The sequence below is a fragment of the Clostridium zeae genome (assembly GCF_017312485.1).
GTDB lineage: Bacteria > Bacillota > Clostridia > Clostridiales > Clostridiaceae > Clostridium_AR > Clostridium_AR zeae.
The window spans coordinates 772,030-797,222 of record NZ_BMBA01000002.1; the positions used below are offsets into that span (position 1 = coordinate 772,030).

At 31.9% G+C, this 25,193-nt stretch carries 20 protein-coding genes; all 20 read right to left on the reverse strand.

The window, feature by feature from the left end; all coding sequences use genetic code 11:
• Positions 1-348 precede the first annotated feature (348 nt).
• The gene (locus J3477_RS12915; RefSeq protein WP_206870359.1) at positions 349-1,038 is read right to left on the reverse strand and encodes a PHP domain-containing protein; all 690 of its coding nucleotides are present in this window, start codon (positions 1,036-1,038) and stop codon (positions 349-351) included.
• 189 nt (positions 1,039-1,227) lie between these two features.
• Positions 1,228-1,515 (reverse strand): Dabb family protein, encoded by a 288-nt coding sequence (locus J3477_RS12920; protein WP_206870360.1) that lies wholly within the window; start codon positions 1,513-1,515, stop codon positions 1,228-1,230.
• A gap of 74 nt (positions 1,516-1,589) precedes the next feature.
• On the reverse strand, positions 1,590-2,390 hold the full coding sequence (locus tag J3477_RS12925) for an SDR family oxidoreductase (protein ID WP_206870361.1): 801 nt from the start codon (positions 2,388-2,390) through the stop codon (positions 1,590-1,592).
• Positions 2,391-2,568: 178 nt separating this feature from the next.
• The gene (locus J3477_RS12930) at positions 2,569-3,483 is read right to left on the reverse strand and encodes a helix-turn-helix transcriptional regulator (protein ID WP_206870362.1); all 915 of its coding nucleotides are present in this window, start codon (positions 3,481-3,483) and stop codon (positions 2,569-2,571) included.
• A gap of 241 nt (positions 3,484-3,724) precedes the next feature.
• Positions 3,725-4,711 carry a Gfo/Idh/MocA family protein gene (locus J3477_RS12935; protein ID WP_206870363.1) on the reverse strand — a complete coding sequence of 329 codons (987 nt, stop codon included), beginning with the start codon at positions 4,709-4,711 and terminating at the stop codon, positions 3,725-3,727.
• Positions 4,712-4,761: 50 nt separating this feature from the next.
• Entirely contained in the window at positions 4,762-5,451 is a 690-nt protein-coding gene (rpiA, locus tag J3477_RS12940) for a ribose 5-phosphate isomerase A (RefSeq protein ID WP_206870364.1), read from the reverse strand.
• A 5-nt stretch (positions 5,452-5,456) separates the two neighbouring features.
• Positions 5,457-6,473 carry an oxidoreductase gene (locus J3477_RS12945; RefSeq protein ID WP_206870365.1) on the reverse strand — a complete coding sequence of 339 codons (1,017 nt, stop codon included), beginning with the start codon at positions 6,471-6,473 and terminating at the stop codon, positions 5,457-5,459.
• Positions 6,474-6,936: 463 nt separating this feature from the next.
• Positions 6,937-8,427, reverse strand: a complete 1,491-nt coding sequence (locus J3477_RS12950; protein ID WP_206870366.1) for a BglG family transcription antiterminator — start codon at positions 8,425-8,427, stop codon at positions 6,937-6,939.
• Between the two features lie 208 nt (positions 8,428-8,635).
• Positions 8,636-10,054: an ATP-binding protein gene (locus J3477_RS12955; protein ID WP_206870367.1), complete on the reverse strand. Its 1,419-nt coding sequence runs from the start codon at positions 10,052-10,054 to the stop codon at positions 8,636-8,638.
• Entirely contained in the window at positions 10,051-10,737 is a 687-nt protein-coding gene (locus J3477_RS12960; protein ID WP_206870368.1) for a response regulator transcription factor, read from the reverse strand. Before J3477_RS12960 ends, J3477_RS12955 begins: the two co-directional genes overlap by 4 nt.
• Before the next feature lie 63 nt (positions 10,738-10,800).
• Positions 10,801-11,697: a DegV family protein gene (locus J3477_RS12965; RefSeq protein ID WP_206870369.1), complete on the reverse strand. Its 897-nt coding sequence runs from the start codon at positions 11,695-11,697 to the stop codon at positions 10,801-10,803.
• A gap of 159 nt (positions 11,698-11,856) precedes the next feature.
• Positions 11,857-12,963, reverse strand: a complete 1,107-nt coding sequence (locus J3477_RS12970; protein ID WP_228731273.1) for an NAD(P)H-dependent flavin oxidoreductase — start codon at positions 12,961-12,963, stop codon at positions 11,857-11,859.
• A gap of 337 nt (positions 12,964-13,300) precedes the next feature.
• Positions 13,301-14,452: an AI-2E family transporter gene (locus tag J3477_RS12975; RefSeq protein ID WP_206870370.1), complete on the reverse strand. Its 1,152-nt coding sequence runs from the start codon at positions 14,450-14,452 to the stop codon at positions 13,301-13,303.
• Between the two features lie 483 nt (positions 14,453-14,935).
• The gene (locus J3477_RS12980) at positions 14,936-15,895 is read right to left on the reverse strand and encodes a carbohydrate kinase family protein (RefSeq protein ID WP_206870371.1); all 960 of its coding nucleotides are present in this window, start codon (positions 15,893-15,895) and stop codon (positions 14,936-14,938) included.
• A 236-nt stretch (positions 15,896-16,131) separates the two neighbouring features.
• On the reverse strand, positions 16,132-17,016 hold the full coding sequence (locus J3477_RS12990) for a glycyl-radical enzyme activating protein (protein ID WP_206870372.1): 885 nt from the start codon (positions 17,014-17,016) through the stop codon (positions 16,132-16,134).
• Positions 17,017-17,073: 57 nt separating this feature from the next.
• On the reverse strand, positions 17,074-19,167 hold the full coding sequence (locus J3477_RS12995; protein ID WP_206870373.1) for a pyruvate formate lyase family protein: 2,094 nt from the start codon (positions 19,165-19,167) through the stop codon (positions 17,074-17,076).
• 18 nt (positions 19,168-19,185) lie between these two features.
• Positions 19,186-20,604: a glycoside hydrolase family 32 protein gene (locus tag J3477_RS13000; protein ID WP_206870374.1), complete on the reverse strand. Its 1,419-nt coding sequence runs from the start codon at positions 20,602-20,604 to the stop codon at positions 19,186-19,188.
• Positions 20,605-20,635: 31 nt separating this feature from the next.
• A complete protein-coding gene (locus J3477_RS13005; protein ID WP_206870375.1) occupies positions 20,636-22,126 on the reverse strand; it encodes a glycoside hydrolase family 32 protein in 1,491 nt (496 codons plus the stop codon).
• Between the two features lie 395 nt (positions 22,127-22,521).
• Positions 22,522-24,174: a type 2 periplasmic-binding domain-containing protein gene (locus J3477_RS13010; protein ID WP_206870376.1), complete on the reverse strand. Its 1,653-nt coding sequence runs from the start codon at positions 24,172-24,174 to the stop codon at positions 22,522-22,524.
• Positions 24,175-24,285: 111 nt separating this feature from the next.
• Positions 24,286-25,179 carry a carbohydrate ABC transporter permease gene (locus J3477_RS13015; RefSeq protein ID WP_206870377.1) on the reverse strand — a complete coding sequence of 298 codons (894 nt, stop codon included), beginning with the start codon at positions 25,177-25,179 and terminating at the stop codon, positions 24,286-24,288.
• Positions 25,180-25,193 lie beyond the last annotated feature (14 nt).

Genomic DNA, 25,193 nt, shown 5'->3' on the forward strand with positions numbered 1-25,193 from the left:
TCCCCCTATTATTATAAACATTTTTTCTTTTAAATTGTTATTATAATATTAATATATCACACCACTTTGTTTTGTCAATAATTCCAAACTTTACTTTTGTTACTAAATCTGCTTATTTATAAACAAAAATAAGATTTAGCAGAAAGAGTTTTTTTGCTATGCTTCATCTAGATTAACTTTTGAGCTAATATTTTAAATTTCTGTGAATTTTAATAATTTTAGGAATCACTTTGTAATCACACTTATGGATGTACCACTTCGTAATAAAACTTATTATTTTTAAATTCTCTCACCAGAAGCCGTGAGAGTTTTAAAAATAGACACTCAATTAATTGAGTGTCTACAATTTTACTTAGGCAGATGATTTATAAATATCTCCAACTCTTTTTCTGTTAAAAATACCTGTCCAATTCGTCCATGCCTATTGTCCTGTCTTTTATCCGTATGAAAGTCTGATCCAGCGGTATAGAACCAACCTTTCGTCTCTGCTATAGCTTTAAAGTAATTGGTATCCTCAGAAGTATTTTTAGAATATATAGCTTCAATTCCGTCAAAGTTTAATTTTAAAATATCTTCTAAAAACTCTTTTTTTACTTTTACGGGATGAGCTAGCACTACGCAGCCTCCAAAATGTCTCAAAATATCTATACCTGTTCTAGTATCTATTCTATTCTTTAGTCCATCTCTTGTTATCTCTATCTCAGATCCTATAAGTGACTTGAGTTCCTCTATCTCATGGTTTCTAATATGTTTTAATACTTTCTGGAATGTTATATCTTTGTATTTATCATTCATAAAATAACTTAAAACATGTACTTTTTTTCCTTTGTATCTTGTTGATAATTCTAAGCCAGCTATAACCTTAATCCCTAATATATCTCCATTTTTTTTTGCTTCTTCAACGCTGTCAGTTGAATTATGATCTGTGATTGCAATTATGTCTAAACCCTTCTCTTTTGCCATAACTATGATTTCAGAAGGGGTGCTATCCCCATCTGAAGCAACACTATGCATGTGAAAATCACCTTTAGTATACATCTCTCTCTTCCTTGTAAATTAATCCTTATATATAATATCCAAATATTAACCATTAGTTACCAATTAAGATTTATTATCAATTTATTAATTAAATAATAAAAGACCAAGACCTTCACAGTTGTATCCTGGAAAGTCTTGGTCCTAACTTTTTTTACTTCTTTTCGTAATTTCACCATACTATACTTTTTGTTATATCTCATAACATACAGATGCTTGAGTATCCAAAACACTTACTATATATTTTGCAACTTCTAAGTGCACTGGATGAGCAAGATATATATCCAAAGCTTCTAAGGATTCAAATTTGGTAATCAGTATTAAATCATAAGCTGTCTTACTAGGCCTGATATTTATTTCAGTCTGTATATCTATTAAAGTCTCTATTTTTCCTTTCATGCTTAAAAGTACTTCCTGTGTTTTTCTTATACTTTCAGCATCCTTATCTTTCAATGTTATAAGCAAATTATTTACTATCATTTTTTACCTCCAATAATTTTATATTTATTAACTGTTAATAGAAATCAAATTTTTTATTTGGAACTGTTCTACCTTTATATAGTACGTATTATGCCGCCATCAATAGTATGTTCACTTCCGGTGATGTAAGAAGCTCTGTCTGACACAAGAAAAGCTACAAGCTCCGCTACTTCTTCTGGTCTTGCTGGACGACCAAGAGGTATTCCCCCTAAAGTATCCATTAATTCTTGACGTGCACCGTTATAATCAGTTCCAGAATTCTGTGCCATTCTTTCAATAAGACGTTCTGCGGCCTTTGTTTCTGTAAATCCTGGTGCTACTGTATTTACTCGTATTCCGTCAGGACCAAATTGAGTTGCTAGATTTTTGCTGTAATTAGTTAAGGCAGCCTTTGCTGCTGAGTATGCCATCGTCATATTTCCTGGAAGTCTACGTTGGATAGAAGATATATGAACTATGACACCATTATTCTGCTTAACCATATATGGCAAAAATCCACGATCTAATCTTACAGAAGAAAATAGATTAGCATTAAAGGTCTCTATCCAGTCTTCATCACTAAGTGCTAAAGCTCCAGCTGTGGAAGATGAAGAGCCACCTACATTATTAATTAGTATATCTATGCCTCCTAATTTATCAATGGTCTCTTTAATGATTTTTTCAGTTCCCTCTATTGTACTTACATCCGCTTGAATAAATCCAACAGACTTTGGTAGATCTTGTGAGACAGTTCTAGCAGTGGTTACAACTGTTGCTCCTGCACTTAGCAAACGTAATACGATAGCATTCCCAATACCTTTTGTTCCCCCTGTTACCAACACTCTTTTTCCTTCAAGTTCTTTACTTATATCCAATGATAATGAACTATTTCCCATAACATATGTACCTCCATGCTTTTTAATTTAATTCTTTATATATAAACCACTTCGATTTTGTAAAACTAAGTTAATGAACGTGCTTTATATTAATGATAATTTAAGCACTAATTAGTTTTTAGATTGAAGTAGTTTATCTATATCTCTAGTATAAATAATAAAACCTGACCACAGTACGTCAGGTTTTAGAGTTGTATTTACTTAACATATTATTTAGGCGAATTGCTATCTCCTCTCTAATGCTTTGAGGTTCTATCACCTCCAGCACTGTACCAAAAGATAATAGATAATTATAAATCCATTCGCCCTTAGGCATGGAAACACTCACTGTATAAGAACCATCCTTATTTTTCGCAATATTTTCTTCATCAAAATCATCGTATACACGGTAGGCTCCTTCTGGAGATATTTTCAGAATAAGCTTAATTTTTTCTTGATCTGCTTCAACTGTAGAGTTAGTTGTATATTCCTTTGAGTTTTGATGTACACAGCGCTCTTCAGTTATATAAATATTCGTAATACGATTTATTTTAAAAGTTCTTAATGCCTCTTTTTCTAGGCAATATCCTTGGAGATACCAGTCCTTATGTTTAAAGAGGAGTTTAAAAGGCTCTATCTTACGCTTCCTTTTCTCACCATTTGAATTGAAATAAGAAAAAGTAATTACCAGTTGTTCAAGTATTGCATTTTTAAGTAAACTGAAAGCTTCTTTTTGATTTTTCTCACTTCCCCATTCTGAAAAATCAACTTCAATCCAAGTAATATTACTTTTCTTAAAAATCCTACTCAATTTTGATAGCACCTCGTCAAGCTCAGGATATTGCACTGCTGATAAGCTTTGTAATGCAAGTAAAACTTTATCCTGCTCTTTTTCAGAAAGTAAAGATTTATCAAGCACAAACTTATCCACTAGTGAAATTCCTCCACCTTTACCTTGGCTTGCATATATAGGAATTCCAGCTTGACACAAAGCATCAATATCCCTATATATAGTTCTCACAGATACTTCAAACTTTTCAGCCAATTCACCTGCTGTTATCGACTTCTTTTCCATTAATAAATATATAATTTGAAACAATCTACTAATCTGCATAACATCACTCCAATAAAACTTTTGAAACTATTAAAATTTTTAAGGTTAACTAGCTTAAGAGTTTTTTTATTTACTTGTACAGTAAAAGTATAAATCACATAACTTGACATCCTCATGTCATATTATGTGATTTATTTATTAGGCTATGCTAAATTTTTTTAAATTAAGTGGTTAGTCATCGGATGAATAACCACTTAATTTTAATACGGTATTTTAACAATACCACTTATTAGAATATTAGTTAAATTGCATCTTCTGGAAATATAACTCCGCCTTTATTTCTTGCAATTGTTTGTACTTCACTAACAATTAAGCTATGATCTAGCATTTTATAACAGCTTTCTAAATCATTATTTTCGATCATGCTAGCAAATTCCAAAAATTCATTAACCATTCTATGTTTATAGTTATTTTCATTGATTTTTGAACTAGTTCCATCATTCATTAATAGTTCAAAGCTTTCACAAACATTAGCTGGAGTGTCTTGATATATGCAGCCTTTATCACCTTGGATATTGTTTGCAATAGGTGCTTTACAATCTTTTGCTCCAACACAAACGCATTTAAATTTTCCATAATCTAATATCAAGATTCCTGATGTATCTATACCTCTTTCAATATTTGGATAGTACTCAATTTCCTCAGGTTTTCCAAATAAGCCTACTACATAATGAATATTATATATATTTAAATCCATTAATGCCCCACCAGCAAATTTAGGATTAAAAGCAGGTAATATATTTCCTTTTTTAAAACTATCATATCTACTAGAATATTGAGAATAGTTGCACTGTACAATTTTAATATCACCTAAGCTTGGAAGTAATTCTTTAATTTTTTTATAATTAGGAAGATATTGATTAGTAATTGCTTCAAAAATAAATAATTGTTTTTCCTTAGCCAAATTACTCAAAGTTACTGCTTGTTTATATGTTGATGTAAATGGTTTTTCAACGATAACATTCTTATTTGCTTCTAAGGCTTTTTTAGCAAATTCAAAATGAAGATTATTAGGTAATCCAATATAAATTGCATCTAAATCCATACTTAATAATTCATCATAATTGTAGAAAAGCTCCTGTATACCATATTCAGCCTTAAACTTTTCCATTGCCTCTTCATCTCTTTCAGTTCCACAAATAGCCACAAATTCTAAGTCCTTTAAATTTGAACTTGTTGATAATAAATCCCTTACTATCATTCCTGCTCCAACAATACCTAATCTCATATTATTTCCTCCTCTTCTTATGAAAAACAAATCAAATTTAATTAAGAATATTAATTCTTTTGAATAATTCTAATTCCATTTTCTCCTGCTATAATTAACTTGGTGACTTCTCTGGTAAACAAAGAAGTTCCAACTACACCTACAATATCATTTAGCTTGTTATTTAATTCTTTGAAATCTTCTATAGCATTGAACTTTACATCTAGTATAAAGTTACCATCATCAGTTACTAAGTATCCATCCTTACTATTAGTAGTTCTGACTAAAGGATCTCCACCTAAGGTTTTAACCCTTTTACTTACATAACCTAAGGAATCTTTAACCACTTCTAAGGAAATAGGATATATAACACTTAATTGTTTCTTATACTTTTGTTCATCTATCAGTAAAATATATTCCTTTGCCATTGAACCAATTAATTTTTCTTTTGTAAAAACGCCTCCACCACCTTTGGAAGCATAGAAGTTTTCATCTACTTCTCCGCACCCATCAAAAGCAACATCTACTTCTTCTATAAAACTTGTTGGAAGTACTTCAATCCCATTTTTAATGCAAATACGCTTTGTACTATCAGATGGTGTTACGATCCTAACTTTAAGGTTATTTTCATCCATAGCTTTGCGTAACAAATCAATTAAACAAGCAATATTTCTTCCTGCGCCTAGACCAATTACGCTATGATTTTTTATAGATTCCATAGCTTTTTCAGCACATAATTTTCTTAAATTATCTTCATTCATACTGTTTACCTTAAATCCTTTACTCCAGTTTCTAATATGTCCATTTGCAATAAAGTCTGTTCATCAGTTATGGTTTTATCTTTGCCATTTATAATTGCTTCATATAAATCGTCATATACTCTACCATAATCACCCTTCACTGATTTTACTTTTTCCTCATGGATATCACCATTGTCATCAACATATGTAAGCACACCATAATGGCTAAGGGTATCCACACCAAAATCCTTATTTTCAGGCATATAAAATAGTTTTAAATGCTCTTCTTGGCGATCTTTTGTCTCTTTAACAAAGCAACCTTTCTTTCCATACACTACAAAGCTTGGTCTTCCCTTCACTCTAAAGAAGCTAGATTTCACCGATACTTTTAAGGTTCCATAATATAAATCCAAGTCAAAATAATCATTCATCCTGCCTGAACCAAGTAATTGTCTCACATCATAATGAATATCATCTGGCTTACCAAAATAACTAATTACTTGATCCAAAGTATGACAGCCATGACCATATAAATATGATAAGGAAGGTTTAAATTCTTTAACAGCTTCAGGCACCTCTGGTCTATAATAATCAAAATGCATTTCTAACTCTATTAACTCGCCTAGCTTTCCTTCTTCTATAACCTTTTGAACAGTTAAGAAGTCACTATCAAACCTTCTATTTTGATAAGCTTGCACGATTAAGCCTTTTTCTTTTGCTAAAGCAAATATTTCTCTTGCTTCTTCTGATGTTTCCATAAATGGCTTTTCTACTAAACAATGCTTATTATGTTCTAGTACCATTTTTGCATAGTCATAATGGCTATTATGCATTGTGCAAATCACAATAAGTTGTATTTCTTGGTCATTTAACAATTCCTCTAAATTAGATGTATAATTAACGCCCTCAATTCTATTCCATTTTTCATTTTCAGGATTTCTTTGGTAGATTGTTTTCACCTTTATATTTTCTCTTTGCAGAACAAATGGAAGATGATATCTGTTTGTACTCTTCCCATTTCCTATATAACCAATTGTAAGCATAGTTACCTCCTCAAAACAATTTTTACCCTATATATTTTTTAAGCTGAACTTTCTTCATATTAATATTCTTAGTTGCCTCTTTAGCTTTATTATAATAATTCAACTAGTCTTTCTACAAACTAAAGTATTTCACCTAAAATGGTGAAATGCTTTAAATTAACTGTAACTAAAATAATCCTATAGTCAGTTGTCTATACTTTTGACTATAGGATTATTTTACTGTAATTTATTTTTAGGCTATATTTAAGAAAATTATTGAAATTAATTGGTTATACAGGAGACGCTATATGAGCGAGCTATTAGAATTAAATGATTTTTTCAGATGGAATGGCGGTAAAAACTGTACTGTTTGAACGTAGTGAGTTTACAGTTTTAGCCATGGAATATGACAAAATCATATTAATTCTTTGCGTAAGCTCATTAAAGCGTCGGATGAATAACCAATTAATTTCAACACGGTTCTTTAACAGCGCCTATTTTTATAACCATTAACGTATTCTACTATCATGTCTATATCATTTTGATCAATTTCAGGCTTTATTCTAATGAAAGGAATATTAGTAATATCAGCTATTGTTGAAGTTGTTATTATTAAATCTACACTTTTTAGATTTTCCTCATCTTCATACATAAATTCTTGATAACCATAAAATCCACAAACCTCCACTCTTTCTCCAAAGGCATTTTGAATTTTATCCTTAATAAGGCTTAATATTGACTGATCATAATCACAAACAATTACTGTATTTAATTTATATTTCCATATTCCACACATAGATACCAAATGAAGAGTTATGTAAGCTAAATCAATAAGCGGCACATCCAAATTCAATTTTTTCTTAATAATCAGAGTAATCTCATTTGCCATCTTAAATTCTGTCTTATAGGATTTAACGACTTTTTCATCTATTTTATTTGATATGCAATGCCTATATTTCAAACGATTTATCATTGGAGTAATATATAAAATCAGCTTATATTTATAATCTGGATTATTCTTTAAATCTACCTTGAATTTTTCATATAAAACTATCAAATACTCCTCTACTACTGAAGTAGCTTCTTCTTTCTCTATATCTTTAAATTTAGTTCCACTAAGAAATTGCTTTGACCTAAAATACTCCTGCAAGTTAAGCCATTCTGCCTTTGATAACTTCACACTTAGCTGATTTTCTACTTTTTCACGTATTGCAGAAATCACTTCCATTAACTCACCGTTTACTTCATCAAAACCGTTTAAATTAAAGCCTAATTTGTTACGCTTAATGGCAATCAATATCTCATAGCATAAAAGTTGATAGCTGTGTCCCGATAGATAATAATTATATCTTCTGCTTTCCTCACTTACTATGTAGTAAATATCTTTAACTGCTGTGACAGCATCAGCTTCTTCAAATAAGTAACTCCAGTATTTTGAAACAGTGCTTAAATTAATCCTTATTGCTAGAACCCAGCTTATAATATTTCTTTTTTCTTTTTCTGTTGCATTAAGTGTAATTCCCTCAGTTAAAGAATAGCTTATTCCTAATCTTAAATTTTTCTTTAACCATTTATTTATAAACGTAATGTCATTATTTACAGTAGCATCTGACACACTTAAGGCTTCTACTAATTCTTCTATTGAGATATTCTTTTTTATTGTCAATTTTAGTAATATGTACATTTGTCTATCTATAGGTAAACTTGGTGTTTCAATTATATATTCATAATCTAATACTTTTCTAATAATATTATTTTTCTTTACAATATCTTTATTTGCTTTACTAAGGGAATAACCTCTTTTTAAACTAGCTTCAACCTTCACATCATATTCTTTCAATAAATCATTGATTTCTTTAATATCATTTCTTATTGTGCGAATCGTAACATTACAAAGTCTAGCTAATTCATTTCCAGTTATGTACTCATCTGTATTTAAGATTATATTTAAAATATCTCGATGTCTTCGATTCAAATTTATGGTCACCTGCCTCATATATAAATAAACGAATCTACTTTTAATATTTATATTATATATACATATTAAAAATAAAACTATTTATTTTTGATTTTAAGTATTATACCTAAATCAATTAAGTTAGATGGGCTTGTTCTATAAATATTTAGAGGCATTAGAATCAACAATATATCGATAACAATTTTACACTATTATTATACACTTTTTATTTAGCCGATCCTAAATCAAAAGTAAAACAAGTCTCATTTATTCCATCACTTTGAACATAGATGTCACCATTCATTCTTGTGACTATTTCCTTTGCTATTGATAACCCTAAACCTGCACCTTCTTCTTTGTGAGATTTATCCACTTTGTAAAAGCGGTCAAATATAAGCTTCAAGTCTCCATTATTAATTGAAGATCCTGTATTGTGTACAGCTATTATAACTCTTCCATTTTCACTTTTTGCAGATAAGGTTATTTTGCTGACGCCTTTAGCAAATTTTAATGCATTGTCTATTAAAATAGTTAGCACTTGGCTAATACGATCTATATTCCCTTTAGCGTATATCTTTGAACTTCTAGGTTCTATAGTAAAACAAATGTTTTTTCCCTTAGCAAGAATTTCAAACTTATCTTGTTGATCGTACAAAATATTTAAAACATCAACAATTTGAATATCGAAAGGCTCTTTTCTTGATTGAAGTCTGGATAATTCAAATAAATCATTTACCAATCTATTTAGTCTCTCAATTTCATTATAAATAACATCATAAAAGTGTCTTCTCTTTACATCATCCTTAACCATTCCTTCCTTAAGCGGAATAATTAAGCCTTTTACGGCTGTAAGTGGAGAACGTAGCTCATGGGATACATTTGCCACATAATCTCTCCTAGTCTGCTCAAGTCTAGCAGCTTCAGTGATATCACGAAAGAGTACAACAGTTCCTACAGAAATATCTCCTTCTGAAAGTATAGGAGATGCTGAAATCAGTATTGTTTTCTCATTTACAATGCAGGTAGCTGTTTCAGTTTTTAGATTTTCTATTGCTGCTAAGGATACTTTATATGTTTCTTTATAAATATCTCCTTTTAAATCTTTTATGCTGTTTACTACTCCAAACATCTTTTCAAATGTACTATTTTTTAAACTTATCTCCTGATCCATATCAAAGCATAATAGCCCATCACTCATAGAATTAAGTATCTGCCTTAATAAATTTCCCTCAATTGTGAGCGAGTTGATTGTGCTAGATAGTTCACTAGCTAATTGATTCAACGTAACTGCCAGTTGACCGATTTCTCCACTATAATTTCCCTTTGCTCTAACTGAAAAATCTCCTTCTGACATAGCTATAGCAACTTTTCGCATTTCAACAAGCGGATTTGCCATTTTTTTAGATGCATAAAAGACAATTGGCCCCAAAACTGCAACTGTAATTAGCATTAAACCTAGCAATCCTGTATTTATACCAAATATTATTGTATTAGCAGAAGCTATCTTTTCCTCTATATATGCTCCGTAAAAGGTATATAAGGTTACAGTTAATCCTATGGAAATCAATATTAATACTGACATTACTATAAAAATAGTTTTTACAACTGAGCTCTTTACGTTTAAATATTCTTCTTTTTTTCTCATAGGCTACCCTCAAACTTATATCCTACCCCATAAACAGATTGAATTCTCTCTGCATACTCTCTAGGCAAATGTGAACGAATTCTATTAATATGTGTATCAATAGTTCTCCTATCCACATAAGTATAATCCGCTCCCCATATCTCGTTTAACAGCTCATCTCTTGATAGTACAACTCCTGGATTTGATAATAGCATAAATAGTATTTCAATTTCTTTAGGAGTAGCATTAATTGAAGAATTTTCTAAAGTAAGTTTGTAGATTGATGCATTTACTTCAAGTTCCTGAAATTTTATGACTGCTGACTTCTTTTTTATACTTACATCTTCTAGCCTTCTAAGTACAGTTTTTACTCTTGCGACAACTTCCCTTGGATTAAAAGGTTTCACAATGTAGTCGTCAGCTCCCAGTTCTAATCCTAGAAGAATATCAATTTCTTCTCCCTTTGCTGTAAGCATAATAATAGGCACCTTAGATACCTTACGAATCTCTTTGCATACCTCAATACCTGATAGATGTGGCATCATTATATCCAAGATAATGAGATCAAAATCATTTTCTAAAGATTTTCTTAGAGATTCTCTACCATCATAAACACTTGTATATAAAAAATTATCAGCCTCTAGATATATCCCAAGAGAACTATGAACTGCCATATCATCATCACATATCAAAATATGTGCCATATAAACTCCTCCCTGCTATTTTTAATATTTAATATATAATTTTATTATATATTAATATTTTTATCATGGCATCACATAAACACCAATGCCTATTAAACCTGGTCCTACATGAACACCTAAAGCGGGACTTATGGTTCCTACTAATTTAATCTTGCATTTAGGAATTAGCTGTTCTATTTTATCTTTAATATGTTCTAAGTCTAATACCTCTCCACTGTACATAAGAGCAATCTCAGCTTTATTTCCCTTACTTGCAAATTCTTTTGCTAAAGTGACAGCTTTGCTAATACACTTCTTTGAGCCTCTTTCTTTCCCTGCAATACAGTAAGTACCGTCTTCTCCACAGGTAATCACTGGCTTTATCCCAAGCGCAGCACCGATCATTGAAGCTACTCTTCCTATCCTCCCACCCTTTCTTAAATATTCTAAGGTTTCTACACAGAAAAAGATCTTTGAGTTTCCATATTCTTGTTCTAGTGACATTATAGTTTCCTCATAGTTTTTTCCTTCTTCAAGGTGGTTTGCTGCTGATATTGCATACAACCCACTTCCTATACTTATGTTCTTTGTATCAAATAGATATATTTCAATACCTTTTTCTTTAAATTCATCACTTATTAATCTAATAAGATTGAAGGTACCACTCAAATTACTTGATATACTTACAGATATGACTTTCTTGTAACCATCTCTAATAATCTCCTCAAATATTTCTTTCGCATCGCTATACTCCGGTAATGATGTTTTTGGAATTTCTTCATTTAGTCTTTTATAAACTTCTTCTGGTAAAATATCAATTCTATCTCTATAAGATGCATCCTTATAATTTATACGAAGTGGCACTGAATATATCGGAAACTTAGCCATGTATTCTTCTGGTACATCACAAGAAGAATCAACTAAAATAGCAAAATCATATTGATTATTCTTTAAACCACTTTTATTTGATTTAGTATTCATAAATAACATCCTTTCTATTAATATTTAACTCTTAAACTATAAAAACTTTAATTCGATTTTATTTAAAGTACATAGTAAATTCTTTAACCTTAGTACTTACTCGCATCTATTAATGGTTGTTTCAATAATAATGGACTATTTCAACTTTTCCTTTATAATTTATATACCAGTTAATTCTATGCTGTATTCTTCTTTTAGGGATTCTATCAGATCCTTTACTGAAAGTAATTTAGTTATTTTATGAGCATTTTGTCCTGCAAACACAAATCCATTTTTTAAATTTCCTTTTTTCGCATTAAATAATGCCAGAGAGATACAATAAGGACTTTTTTTATAATCACAAGTTTGAATGCATTTGAAAGGACAATTAAAAGGATGCTTTAAATCATTCTTTGCATCATCTATAAATCTATTTCTAATTGCTCTTCCTGGTAATCCTACAGGACTTTTTATTATTACTATATCTTCTTCTTTACAATCGATATAAGACTGTTTAAACTCCATGGATGCATCACATTCATACGTTGCGACGAAACGAGTCCCCATTTGGACTCCTGATGCCCCCATCTTTATAAATTTATTAATATCTGCTCCTGAGAATATTCCTCCACCTACAATTACTGGTATATTCACATCATGCTTCGTCTCATATTTTTTAATTTCATCTAACACTTCTGGAACTATTTTTTCCAAAGAATAATTTGAGTCATATATTTGTTCTTCCTTAAACCCTAAATGTCCACCAGCCATAGGACCTTCAACCACAAAAGCATCTGGTACATAATTATATTTTTCAATCCATCTTCTGCTTATAATGCTTGCAGCTCTAGCTGAAGATACTATTGGAACCAACTTTGTCTTGCTTTGCTTATCTACTAAATTTGGCAATTCCATCGGCAACCCTGCTCCAGAAAAAATTATATCAACACCTTCTTCAACAGATACCTTAACAATTTCCTTATAATCAGATAGTGCTACCATTATGTTTACACCAATAATTCCACTAGTTTGTGCTTTTGCCTTTCTTATTTCATTTCTAAGTGCTCTTCTATTAGCTTCAAGAAAGTTAGTTCCGAGGTCTTTTTCCTCCATCCCTGTTCCCACAGCAGAGATTACCCCAATCCCCCCTTCTTTTGCTACAGCCGACGCTAAAGTTGAAAGAGATATTCCAACCCCCATTCCACCTTGAACTATTGGCAACTTAGCAACTAAATCTCCAATGACTAGACTTGGCATACTTTTTAAATAATTTATTTTTTCACCCATAAAAATCAAACTCCTCTTTTAAAATTGGTTATTATTAAAACGATTCATTAAATTTGCTTAATTAGTAATCGATTACTAATTTTATGATGTTATTGTTGTGCTTTTATTTAATTATATTGAATGGCTATAGCAATTTCTATAAACTTAACAATAGTTCACAATTGTATATATTTCGTAATTTTACTATAATACTGCCTAGCAATTTCATTGAATTTAGCACTAGCTTCTTCTTATACAATTAGCATCCTTATGCTACTAAAATAAAAGCAAGAAATAATCATACTTTATATGATTATTTCTTGCTTTCTCATAAATAGTTATATATAAATAATAAACTCTATTCTATCTTCAAAGCTTTTTTCTCCAATCTAATATTTACTTCTTTACGAAGTAAAACATAAGCTACTGAACATAGAGGAATGAATATAATCATCCCTGGAACTCCGAAAGTTTTTCCACCTAGGGTTATAGCAAATAACACCCAAATTGATGGTAATCCTATAGAACTACCAACAACCTTTGGATAAATTAAATTATCTTCTAATTGCTTAATTGCTACAAAGATAAATAAGAAAATACCTGCTTTTATAGGTGAAACCATTAAAAGCAAAAAGGTACCTAAAGCACATCCTATAGCCGACCCTAACACTGGAATAATTGAAAAGAAACCAATAACTATACTAATTACAAGAGCATATGGTAACTGGAAAAGCATCAAGGTTATAAAAAACAGCATTGCTAAAATTGCAGATACAGTACATTGACCTGTAATAAAGTTTGAAAAAGTTTCACTGGTTAAATTTAATACTTCTAGTATTGAATCTACATTTTCTTTTTTCATGAAGGCATATAATAATTTTTTAAACTGGATACCTAATCTCTCTTTCTGTGCCAATATGTATATAGCAAATATGAATGCTAGTATAAATTCTACAGTAGCACTTGCAAAGGTTGTTGCCGCCTGTAATGTTGAAAGCACAGCCGTGCTAGCGCTATTAAAAGCAGTAGATTTTACAGTGTTAAAAATATTCTCCCAATCTATCCCCATGTTATTAACTAGGTTTGTAACATTATTAGACAACCATGTATTGCTGTCTAGCCAGTTCTGAAATGCTATTGTAGAACTATCAAAGGCTGTTGGTAGTATTTTAACTGTGTCAATAATATTTGGTATAATGATTGATGATATTGATGCTAAAACTCCGAGTATAAGAAAGCAGGAAAGCACTATACTGATGGCTCTGTTATATTTTCTAATTACTTTTCCTGGACCTCTCCTTTTAAGCTTTAACAATTTTTTAGATATAAATGTAACTGGTATATTGATAATAAAGGCAATACATCCCCCTAAAATAAATGGGAAGAACAATTCATATACACTGCTTAACATCCCCATTACATTATTCCACTGGTTAAATACAATATATAATGCAAATGCTAAAACAAGTAAAATAGTAATTTTCCCTCTAAGCTTCTTTTCTAACTCCAATGTAATATCACTTCTTTCTTCAAATCATCATTTTTATTAATTCTCACATTCTACAATTTTATTTGTTTTCCTCTCCTTATTGTACTTGAAAAGTAGACACAATTCTACAATATTAACATTTGTTCACATTCTCCGATTATTCGATAAGAGAACCTTACCAGAATAACATTTAAATATTTTAACTACTATATGAGCTAACGTCCTTTTTCATTGATATTGCGCATCAATCATAAACTACCATATAAAATAATTGTTATATTTGCAGTTAAACCATAACGTTACACATCCATCATTATAAATTGTAAAAGTAGTAACTATGTAATAAAAAAATATGCCTTTACTAACAAAAGCATATTTGATGAAACATAATGTAATTGCTCACAAAAAACTTCTTTCCTATATCAAATAAAACCTGACGTTATGTGGTCAGGTTTTAACAGTTACGATTATTTTACAATACAATATTATAATTATGCATATATACTATCTATAAATTTCAACTTCGTCTAAATCAGGAAGTGCAGATATCGCTCCCAATTTAGTACATACAATCGCTCCAACTTTATTTGCAAAACTTGTTATTTCTATCATCTTATCAAAATCTTCAACTAACTTTTTAGTATCATCTAATTTAGCTATTTTGTAAAGGCATGCTCCAACAAATGCGTCTCCAGCGCCAGTTGAATCTATAGATTTAATCTCTATACTATTCACTTTAGCAATCTTTTCACCATTTGATATAAGTGTACCTTCCTTACCCAAAGTAACTGCTACTAATTTCGCCCCTAAATCATGAAATTTTTTTATTCCACTTTCTATATTATCTTGTCCTGTGATTATTTTTATTTCTTCTTCACTTACTTTAACTAAATCTGAATACTTCAAGCATTTCCTACTTATTTCAATAAACTGTTGAATTCTCCCATTCCAAAGATCAACTCTGTAGTTAGGATCAAACGATATAAAAATATTTCTTTCCTTCGCTATAGCCATTACTTTAAAATAAGTTTCTTTTAAATTACCTCCAAGAAGTGCTGTTGCTGAACCAAAATGAATTATTTTTGAGCTAACAATACTATTTTCATTTAACTCATCGAAGCTTAACCCCTCATCTGCACCTCTATTAAAAACAAAATCTCTTTCACCATCAGACTCAAGGGATACAAAAGCAAGAGTTGTACTTGCTTTGTTATCAAGCACTAACATTGAAGTATCAACATTTACATCTTCAAGTGTTTTCTTTAAGAATAATCCGAAAGGGTCATTCCCTACCTTACCTGCAAATGAAGCTTCTCCTCCAAGCTTTGATATTGCAGCTGTTACATTAGCTGGAGCACCTCCAGCCTTTTTTATAAAGTTTCTTCCCCCAATTAAATTAGAATTTATATCAGAACAAATAAAATCAATAAGTAATTCGCCAATGCATAATATTTTACTACTCATTTTAATCCCTCTCTTTCTCACAATTTTCACTATCCTAAGCTTTGATATAGATCAGTTTCTCCCGATATCTGATACCAGTAGCAAGTAGCAGCGTATAAGCATTTATTTTTTTCTTCCCATATATCATCTTTATATTTTTCTATAAACCCTTCAAAGGATGTATTGAAAGGGATATTATCACAAATATGAAATCTGTTTACTGAAGTGTGGCCATTTCCATCAATAGGTGTATAAGGCTAACATTCAATAATAGCTTTTAATTTATCATTGAGAATATTAATTAAGTCTGTTGAAGGCACTGCGAGTTCCGAAGCTTTATAGTTTCTTCCTAAGCTATCATACTTATTTATAGCCAACTTATGGAAAGGAATTAATTCAACCTTTGTAACATTTTTTAACTTTTTAATAAATTCTGCTATACTCACAATATCCTCAACTTTATCATTTATCGAAGGTATAATTGGTATACGAATCCATATCTCATTTCCCATATAACTAAGTTTCTTTATATTTTCCAAAATTGTATCATTAACTTCGCCTACAGCTGACTTATGCACAAGCCTATCAATAGTTTTAATATCTATAATGAACAAATCAACTAAACAACTAATTTCTTCAATAGATTTCCAAGATACATTTAAAGCACTTTCCACTGCAGTATGATAACCTTTTTGTTTGCACAGAAAGAGCATTTTCTTTAAGTAGTTCTTCTGAATAAAAGGCTCTCCACCCGAAAATGTAACTCCTCCTCCCATTAGATAAAATGGACTGTCTCTATCTATTCTTTTAAGTAACTCTTCAATTGAAATCAATTCGCCAGACAAATTCAGCGCTTTTGGTGGGCAGACTTCAATACATTGTCCACAACCTGTACACTTTTCTCTATTCAGAATTCTTTCTCCATTTTCTAAAGAATGAACACCATTTGGACAAATATCTATGCATTTCATACAAAAGATGCACTTATTAAAAAAAAACTGTAATTCTATTTTACTTCTTAAACATTCAGGATTATGGCACCAAAAGCAATTTAGATTACATCCTTTAAAAAACACTGTTGTTCTTATACCTGGTCCATCATGGATTGAAAATCTTTGTATATTTGATATTAGGCCGTTCAAATAATATCAACTCCTTAACAATATGCTGAGCAGAGTTACATTTTCAATTAAGAATATTTAATTTTTACTGATTATCCTTGCGATAATATGATCTTGCAGTTCTTCAGTAAGATCAACGAACCGCGCATTAAACCCCCATACTCTTACCACTATGTCCCCATATCTTTCAGGGTAAATTTTTGCCTGTTTTAATATTTCAGAATCATATATAGCTATATTTAAAACATCCACCCCTAATTTTAGAGAAGTGGTAAGCAGGTTCATTAATATAAACCTGCCAGTTTGGTCCATTGGAATACTGTCTCTTGATAGAGTAATATGAATAGGTGATGAAGCAAAACCAAGGTACAAAGGTGCTTTAACAGCTGATCGTATAACTGCTGTAGGACCATTTTTAGCTCTCCCCGGTGTAGGAGAAAAATGTTCAGCAATAGGATCCCCTGCTTTTCTACCATCAGGTGTTGCCCCAAGAATTTTTGCGAAAGTTGCAAAATCTATATTGTATAACCCAGGCCATATAGATTTACCATTGGGAGTTTTATATTTTAATACATGTTCACAAAACCTTCTAGCAATATCAGCAGCAATAGTATCCACAAAATCGTCGTCATTTCCGAATTTTGGAACATTAAGTAATTTCTGACGCAATACCTCTTGTCCCTCAAAGTTATTACCAACAGCTTCTAATAGTTCCTTCATAGAGCAATATCTCTCTTCAAACACAATTTTTTTAATTCCAGCTAGACAATCTGCAACTGTTGTAATTGAACCTGATAGTAACTGATAACACTCTATATTGAAACCGCCTCTGAGTGGATCCTCAGCTTTTTCCAGACAGAGAGGGAAAGCACCGCTTAGGAATAAAGAACTCACCTCATTCTCCTTTAATCTTTTAATTTCTGAACATATATTATCTAACATGATATCTGTCTGGTAAAAATACTGTTTTAGGAAAGCATCATAAATCTCATCAAAGGAGTCCATTTTAGTTAAATCGCCAGATTTATAGCCAAGTTTCAGCCTTGTCTTCACTTTTGATTCGGTCATTCTGTGTGTCCACTTTTTAATAAAAGGCTCTATAGGGATATTATCATTCTCCTTCCCATTGAACAAAGTCAGCTCAAAGGACTTCATAGCTTCCATCTGTTCAAAGAAAATACCACTTTCTCCATCTATTACAAGTTCTGTACAGCCATCATTAGAATAATTTCTGGCTGATTTTTTAGGGATGCCATAGTTGATTAGTGCAGGAATAAGAACATCGTCATTATATATGGTAGGTTGTCCTTGACCTATAAGTTGTAGTTCTACTGTCTTTTTAATAAAATCCTGCGGTGAATTTGAATGTAGTCTCACATTTAGATGCGGTTCTGGCATTCTCATTTTTATAGAAGCCTCAAGCATCAAATAGCTAAGCTCATTGACGGCATCCTTGCCTTCTTCATTCACACCACCCAACATTAGATTTTTAAGGGTATCTCCGGTACCAGCCTCATTAAAGACCTCCCACAATTCGCATAATATTTCTAGGGCCTTTTCTCTAGTTAAAATTCCATTATCAACATCCTTTTTATAAAATGGATATAAGTACTGATCCAGTCTACCTATGGATGAAGTAAATAGACCTCTCAATCTCCAAGTAAACCAAAATAACTGTACTGCCTGCGCAAAGCTTCCTGGTGCATTCTCGCATAAGTGTCTGCAATTATCTGCTATAAATAAGAAGTTCTGCTTTTCTAACCCGTTAGAAGCTTTAGCTTTTATTTCAGCTTCAAGTTCATGTCTGTGTATATATTCTGTAGCTGCTTCATATACTCTTTTGATTGCTGCTAGAAACTCAAGTTGCTCGCGACTGAACTCTGGATTATCCAATGAAGCTTTTTTAATAATTCCAGTGTATCCAATTGATAAAAAACTACTATTTATAGGAAAGTGACAATTATCAATACCCCAAAACATCTCCTCTTCCTTTAACTCGTTCCAGAGCTCATAAGGCTCATTCCTGTAAAAACGTCTTGGGCCGGCTATAATTCCCTTATCAGGTATATATGTCGGAAGTTTCTTTACAAATTTAATGAAGTTCTCTGAATATCTGTTAATTTTCTCTATCCTAAGCCTAACAGCTTTTGTATCATTTATACTTATATTCATTTCCGATACCCCCTACGATTACATTATCTTTAAAAAAAGCTCTTTAAAAGCTGCTTCCCCTTCTGAGACAAACACACCCCATTTTCCTTCTTTTATATCATAAATTCTTGTACTGAAGGCAACCTTGTCATCTATATAAAATTCACATATAGTATCATCAATAAATATCTTAAAACTATATTCCTTATTTGGTATAAGATTGATAGGCCGCTCTAGTTCCACCTCATAAGGAAAAGTTTTACCTCCTTCTTCGTATTCCATTACATGTGAGCGGAACACAATCCTGTTTCTATGTGGCTCAAGTCTAAAGTAATAAGCTTTATCAACATTCTCATCTGCTCTTAAAACAATACCTAATGCTCTTGTGTGAGGTTTATATTTAAATGTTCCTTCTAATTTACATAATTTTGGCATTTCCCCTCCAAGTGCACAAGAGAAGCTGTACATTGATGAAACCTCTAATTCATTATTATCTATAGACCACGGTCCAATAACTGGAGTAAAGCTTTGAGGAACTTGTTGGTTAAACTTCTTATCAATAATGTCTGGAACCTTTACTGTCAATATACCATCAGCCTGCTGAACTAATTGATGAACTATCAAATTACCTCCCCAATCCCATGTATTATAATCACTTCCACAGTAAGCTGGGGGATTCCAGCCAAACATGTTATTGGTCTTTGTAGGATTCCAGCCAAATATATAGAGGTTACTTCCATCTGTACCGCTTTTAGCTGCATAAAAGGCTCTTCCATCAAAGGTATCTACTTCAGGAGTTATCCATGGTCCAGTTGATGATTTACTCATTCTATAGAAGGTTGCAAATTTATCTGTATATCCTGAATATATCAAATACCACCAATCACCTAACTTAAAAATATCTGGGCATTCATGTGCACTTTCATGTAAATTAGGCGCGTATATAGGGGCTTTTGCTTCCCATTTCTTTAGGTCTTTGGACACACACAGCCCAACGCACCCTTTTCTATTGGAAAGCACTTTAGCTCTTGCAGCAATAAGCATCCAATATTCCTCAGTGTCTTCATTCCAGAAAACATGTGGGTCTCTCCAATCAGTGTTTTCATAAATAGCTTCTTCTGGGCCAAATGAATCTTCTGAAATCTTGATCCACTTTTCAAAATCCTCACTCACGGCATGACAGACAGTCTGCATGTTTTCAGTAAATTCACAATAAAACATATGATATATTCCATCTTTTTTAAGAACGCTGCCTGTACCACCTTGTATTTTACAGGCACCTAACTCTTTAAAATCGAGGAAATTCTTTGTACTTATAAGGAACCAGCCTATATCCTTTGTATCGTCGTAATTTTCCCTCCATCCATGAAGATAAAAGAGCTTAAACTCTCCGTCCTCATAGAAAGGTATGAAATCTCCAACATATGCATCCTTAGGTCTAAAAAAAAGCTTTGACATAAAGCGCCTCCTACTTCGTGAAATCACGTAATTATAGCTTTATTTCCCATTTATTAAGTTCTTCTATTATGATTTGTTTATCACTAAAAAATTCTATATTTGTGGCAGTATCACTTGGATAAACCGTGGAAGTCATAGCACGTTCCCCATCTTGAATAAATATTTCAACTGAACATCGATCGATAAATATTCTTAGCTTCAATTTATTATCCCAAAGCTCAACTGCTGTTTTTCTTATTCCCATCTTACTTTCATTTGTTTCTACTCCACCCAGATCTTCACCATTCTTTGAACGGTCAAAGATAAATTTTCCTTCTTTTCTATCGAAATACATAACTGTTGCATTACTCTCATCCATCAAAAGCCTCAAACCAAACTTCACTGCTTCCTGCGAATCTATTGTAAGCTCCAGTTCAATTTTCTGCCCTTCAATTCCTTCCAGGGAAAGGAAATCTTCAACCATTATATTATTATATGAAATCTGATTTATTCTATATTGTTTAATCTCTTCCACTGGAATCTGATGAAGCTTTCCATTTACAATCTTTATTTCTCTTGGCAATGTCATAGCACCAGCCCAGCCATGTTTTTTTACATTGGTAGGTAAAGTTCTATCCCACATTTGCATCCAGGCAATCATTACATGTCTACCATTTTCGTCTAGCAGAGTTTGCGGCGCATAGAAATCAAATCCTCCATCAATTTCATCAACAGTATTGCAATCAAAGCTGCAATTTTCCAGATTGCAATTACCTAAAAGATAAACACCTGAATGTATATTACAATATTTATCACCATCATTTTGCAAAAATTGAGGCGACATTATAAGCACACTTGTATCATCGATTTCGAATAAGTCCGGACATTCCCACATTTTCCCAAATTTATTTTTACTTCGTGCAAGTACCCCCAAATAGCTCCAGTCAATCAAATTCTCTGATTTATACAACAAAATCTGGCCACTGCCATCCACATGTCTAGAACCAACAACTGTATAAAATTCATCCCCACGTCTGAATACCTTCGGGTCTCTAAAATCTTGAACCAGCGCATGTTCTGGTAGATCTTTTGTTCCAATTACAGGATTCTCAGCTATCTTCTCAAAATTAATTCCATCTTCAGATACTGCAATATTCTGTATCTGGCGTATATTTACTGGATTTCCTGGATCCGGATCTATATGTCCTGTATACATAAGATATAACTTTCCGTCTACTTCAATGGCGCTACCGGAAAAACAACCGCTGGCATCATAGTACATATCTGGTGCTAAGGCCACGGGAAGCTGCTCCCACTTCACTAAGTCCTTACTCTTTATATGACCCCAGTGCATTGGTCCCCATTGGCTTGCATATGGATAATACTGATAAAAAAGATGATATTCGCCGTTGAAATAGCAAAAGCCATTAGGATCATTAATCCATCCTATCTCCGCAGCAGCGTGATATTCAGGGCGATACGCCGGATTTACCCTATCTTTATTTTGTTTAATATAATCCCGTGCATTTTCAAGTTTATTCATAACTATTCTCCTTCTAGTCAGCATTTTTTTATTAGTTAATCAATTTTTATAACAATATAAAGCTATATCATATACAATATCCAAATTATTTTTGTGTATAATTTGTTGTAACAAAATATTCGGCTATGTGTATTATTTTCCCATATTCACTAAACAGCTGATGTTAACTTACCACTTCACACCCGCATATATGAAATTTGAAGTTTTTAAACCTCATTTGAAGCTAAAAACCCACTGAAAACTATTTATAATTAATTTTCATAGATAAATCATCTATCTAAAATCAGGTTAACTATTAAATATAATTTAATTAGGGATATAGATTTCGGCTTGAGTTGGTACATCTTTTTATATATTTAAGGGAATATCCCCAAAAAGGTATATTCCCTTAATAATTATTTTGTTTTATTCATTCTGTCATAAGCTGCTTGAATAATTTGAAGATATTCATCTAGTCTAAGTTTCTTTAAGTCTGACAAATATTGATCCCATTCTGCATCAACATTTCCATTCATTAGCCATTGAGCTCTCTTCTTCGCTACATAGTTCTGTAAATCAGGTTTTATTTCTGCAATCTTTGCATTTTCTTCTGATGTATAAAATAATGAGCCTATTTTTTCATCTACACTTACAGGTGAATAAAATTGTTTGATTCTGTCCATTCTTACTTTAGCTCTTGGTTCTGGATCAACAATTGTTTGGAAATCCTTTGCAGTTACAACACCAACCCCATTTGGAGCAACTTTTCTTCTGTATTCACCTGGATCTTCTCCTTTTGGAATGGATTGAACAAGCTTTCCATTTTCCTCCTTAAAAGCTTCTCCAATTGGTCCCCAATGAATCTGAGCAGCCATCTTTGGCGCATAAAGCTCATCATACCATCTTGCTATAGCCTCAGCACTACCATCTTCTACTGCCTTCTTAGTTAGTACAACTGCCCCTCTTCCCCAAGGTGTACCATTCCAGTTGCCAACAACAAGTTTTCCATCTGGTCCCTTAAGTGGGCCGACTTGTACATAATCCTTTTCTCTATTTGCGCCAACTACTTCTGTTTCTTCCCACCACATGAATGCACCTAGGTTATTGTCCGGACTTTTACCCTTAGATAAAAATGCTTTTTCATCAGTATATGTGAAAGCTTCCTTATCAATTAAACCTTCTTTTACCCATTTACTGAAATAACTAATAGCTTGCTTGTATTCAGGCTGAGACGCTGCGTAATATACCTTACCATCTTTTACGTTCATATGATCAAGAATATTATTTACTTGATCTGATGCTTGATGAACATTAATATCTGGTACTCCAAATCCACCAAATAGTGTACCGATGTCAGCACACCACCACATATTAAGAAAGCTTAAAGGAATTTCATTTTTCTTACCGTCTCCATTTGGATCCTTATCTTTGAATGCAACTAAAACATCATGCAACTCATCAAGAGTTGTAGGTACCTTCAGACCAAGCTTATCCAACCATTTCTTGTTGATAAACATGAAATGTGGCATCGCAGCAATCCATTCTTTACCACTTCCCAATTCTTCACCATTTGGTAATGAATAAATTTTGCCATCAGGAGAAGTTACAAACTTCTTTAAATCAGGTTCATCTTCAAATAGTTTTTTTACATTTGGCATATATTTATCTATGAGATCATTAAGTGGAATTATAGTACCGTCTTTGCTATATTTGTCTACGTCCTGATCACTAAACTTTCCATTATAGAAAGCATCGGGAAGATCTCCACTTGCTAGCAATAAAGACTTCTTTGTATCATAGTCACTATCAGGTATGTTATTCCAGTCAACATGAATATTAGTGTTTTTCTCTAATGTTTTAAATATTGTCATATCATTGTAATCTGGTGTCAAAGGTGGTACTGGAGCAACCATTTTTACAGTTAATTTATCTTTTACTATTGGAAGCCCACTAGCATTAATTTGAACTTTCTTAGCGTCATTTTTGTTGTCATCACTCTTACAACCAGATAGTAACCCAGTTGTAAGAATTATTGTTGCTAACATTGCAGAAATAACTTTCTTTTTCATTCTTTTTCCCCCTTAGAATAATTTTATCTAGTTATTTTTAATAAAGTTGACTATTATTCACCCCTCATAAAAAATTTATAAATATATGCTAAATATATTTATCATCAAGCTTTATCCCTTTACAGACCCTACCATCATACCCTTTGCAAAATACTTTTGAATAAAAGGATAGAAAATTAAAAGTGGTACAGATGACACTATTATAACGCCATATTTCATAAGTTCGGCTTGCCTTTGTTGTGCAATTATTGTGGCAGCACTTTCTGTTAATTGATTTACAGATTGGCTCTGTATTAATATGTTTCTTAAAACTAACTGTAAAGGATATAGATTTTCTTTAGTTAAATAAAGTAATGCATCGAAAAATCCATTCCATTGACCAACAATAGCAAACAAAGTCAATACTGCTATTATAGGTTTTGAAAGAGGTACTACTATCTTAGCGAAGAACATAAAATCTGTACAACCATCAATAGATGCCGCTTCTCTTAATTCTTCTGGTATGGTCATATTAAAAAATGTTCTTGCAATTATTATATTAAAAGCAGTTACTGCATTTGGGAGCACCATTGCCCAAATTGTATTAATCATTCCTAGTTTTCTAACTACTAAATATGTTGGAATCATGCCTCCATTGAAAAACATTGTTATCAAAACAACAATCATAAAAAATCGTCTTCCAAAGAAATCTTTTCTAGAAAGAGGATAAGCAAATGTAATTGTTAAAACTACACTAATCAAAGCACCCACAGCTGAATATATTATTGTATTTCTATACCCAGTCCAAATAGCTTTATAGTTAATAATTTTTTGATACCCCTCAAATGTTATGTTTTTAGGAAATAGTATCACCTTACCATTTGCAACATAGTTAGGATCACTAATTGATGCAATTATCATAAAATATAAAGGATACAACACTATTAGAGTTATAATTCCAAGTATTAAAAAATTAAAGATATCAAAAATTAAATCTTCTTTTGAACTTCTTTTACTAAACACCATTCTATTATCTCCTT

Coding starts and splice junctions, on each gene's coding strand:
- J3477_RS12915 (WP_206870359.1), bottom strand. CDS start 1,038: ATGTATACTAAAGGTGATTTTCACATGCATAGTGTTGCTTCAGATGGG.
- J3477_RS12920 (WP_206870360.1), bottom strand. CDS start 1,515: ATGATAGTAAATAATTTGCTTATAACATTGAAAGATAAGGATGCTGAA.
- J3477_RS12925 (WP_206870361.1), bottom strand. CDS start 2,390: ATGGGAAATAGTTCATTATCATTGGATATAAGTAAAGAACTTGAAGGA.
- J3477_RS12930 (WP_206870362.1), bottom strand. CDS start 3,483: ATGCAGATTAGTAGATTGTTTCAAATTATATATTTATTAATGGAAAAG.
- J3477_RS12935 (WP_206870363.1), bottom strand. CDS start 4,711: ATGAGATTAGGTATTGTTGGAGCAGGAATGATAGTAAGGGATTTATTA.
- rpiA (WP_206870364.1), bottom strand. CDS start 5,451: ATGAATGAAGATAATTTAAGAAAATTATGTGCTGAAAAAGCTATGGAA.
- J3477_RS12945 (WP_206870365.1), bottom strand. CDS start 6,473: ATGCTTACAATTGGTTATATAGGAAATGGGAAGAGTACAAACAGATAT.
- J3477_RS12955 (WP_206870367.1), bottom strand. CDS start 10,054: ATGAGAAAAAAAGAAGAATATTTAAACGTAAAGAGCTCAGTTGTAAAA.
- J3477_RS12960 (WP_206870368.1), bottom strand. CDS start 10,737: ATGGCACATATTTTGATATGTGATGATGATATGGCAGTTCATAGTTCT.
- J3477_RS12965 (WP_206870369.1), bottom strand. CDS start 11,697: ATGAATACTAAATCAAATAAAAGTGGTTTAAAGAATAATCAATATGAT.
- J3477_RS12970 (WP_228731273.1), bottom strand. CDS start 12,963: ATGGGTGAAAAAATAAATTATTTAAAAAGTATGCCAAGTCTAGTCATT.
- J3477_RS12980 (WP_206870371.1), bottom strand. CDS start 15,895: ATGAGTAGTAAAATATTATGCATTGGCGAATTACTTATTGATTTTATT.
- J3477_RS12995 (WP_206870373.1), bottom strand. CDS start 19,167: ATGAATATAAGTATAAATGATACAAAAGCTGTTAGGCTTAGGATAGAG.
- J3477_RS13000 (WP_206870374.1), bottom strand. CDS start 20,604: ATGTCAAAGCTTTTTTTTAGACCTAAGGATGCATATGTTGGAGATTTC.
- J3477_RS13005 (WP_206870375.1), bottom strand. CDS start 22,126: ATGAATAAACTTGAAAATGCACGGGATTATATTAAACAAAATAAAGAT.
- J3477_RS13010 (WP_206870376.1), bottom strand. CDS start 24,174: ATGAAAAAGAAAGTTATTTCTGCAATGTTAGCAACAATAATTCTTACA.
- J3477_RS13015 (WP_206870377.1), bottom strand. CDS start 25,179: ATGGTGTTTAGTAAAAGAAGTTCAAAAGAAGATTTAATTTTTGATATC.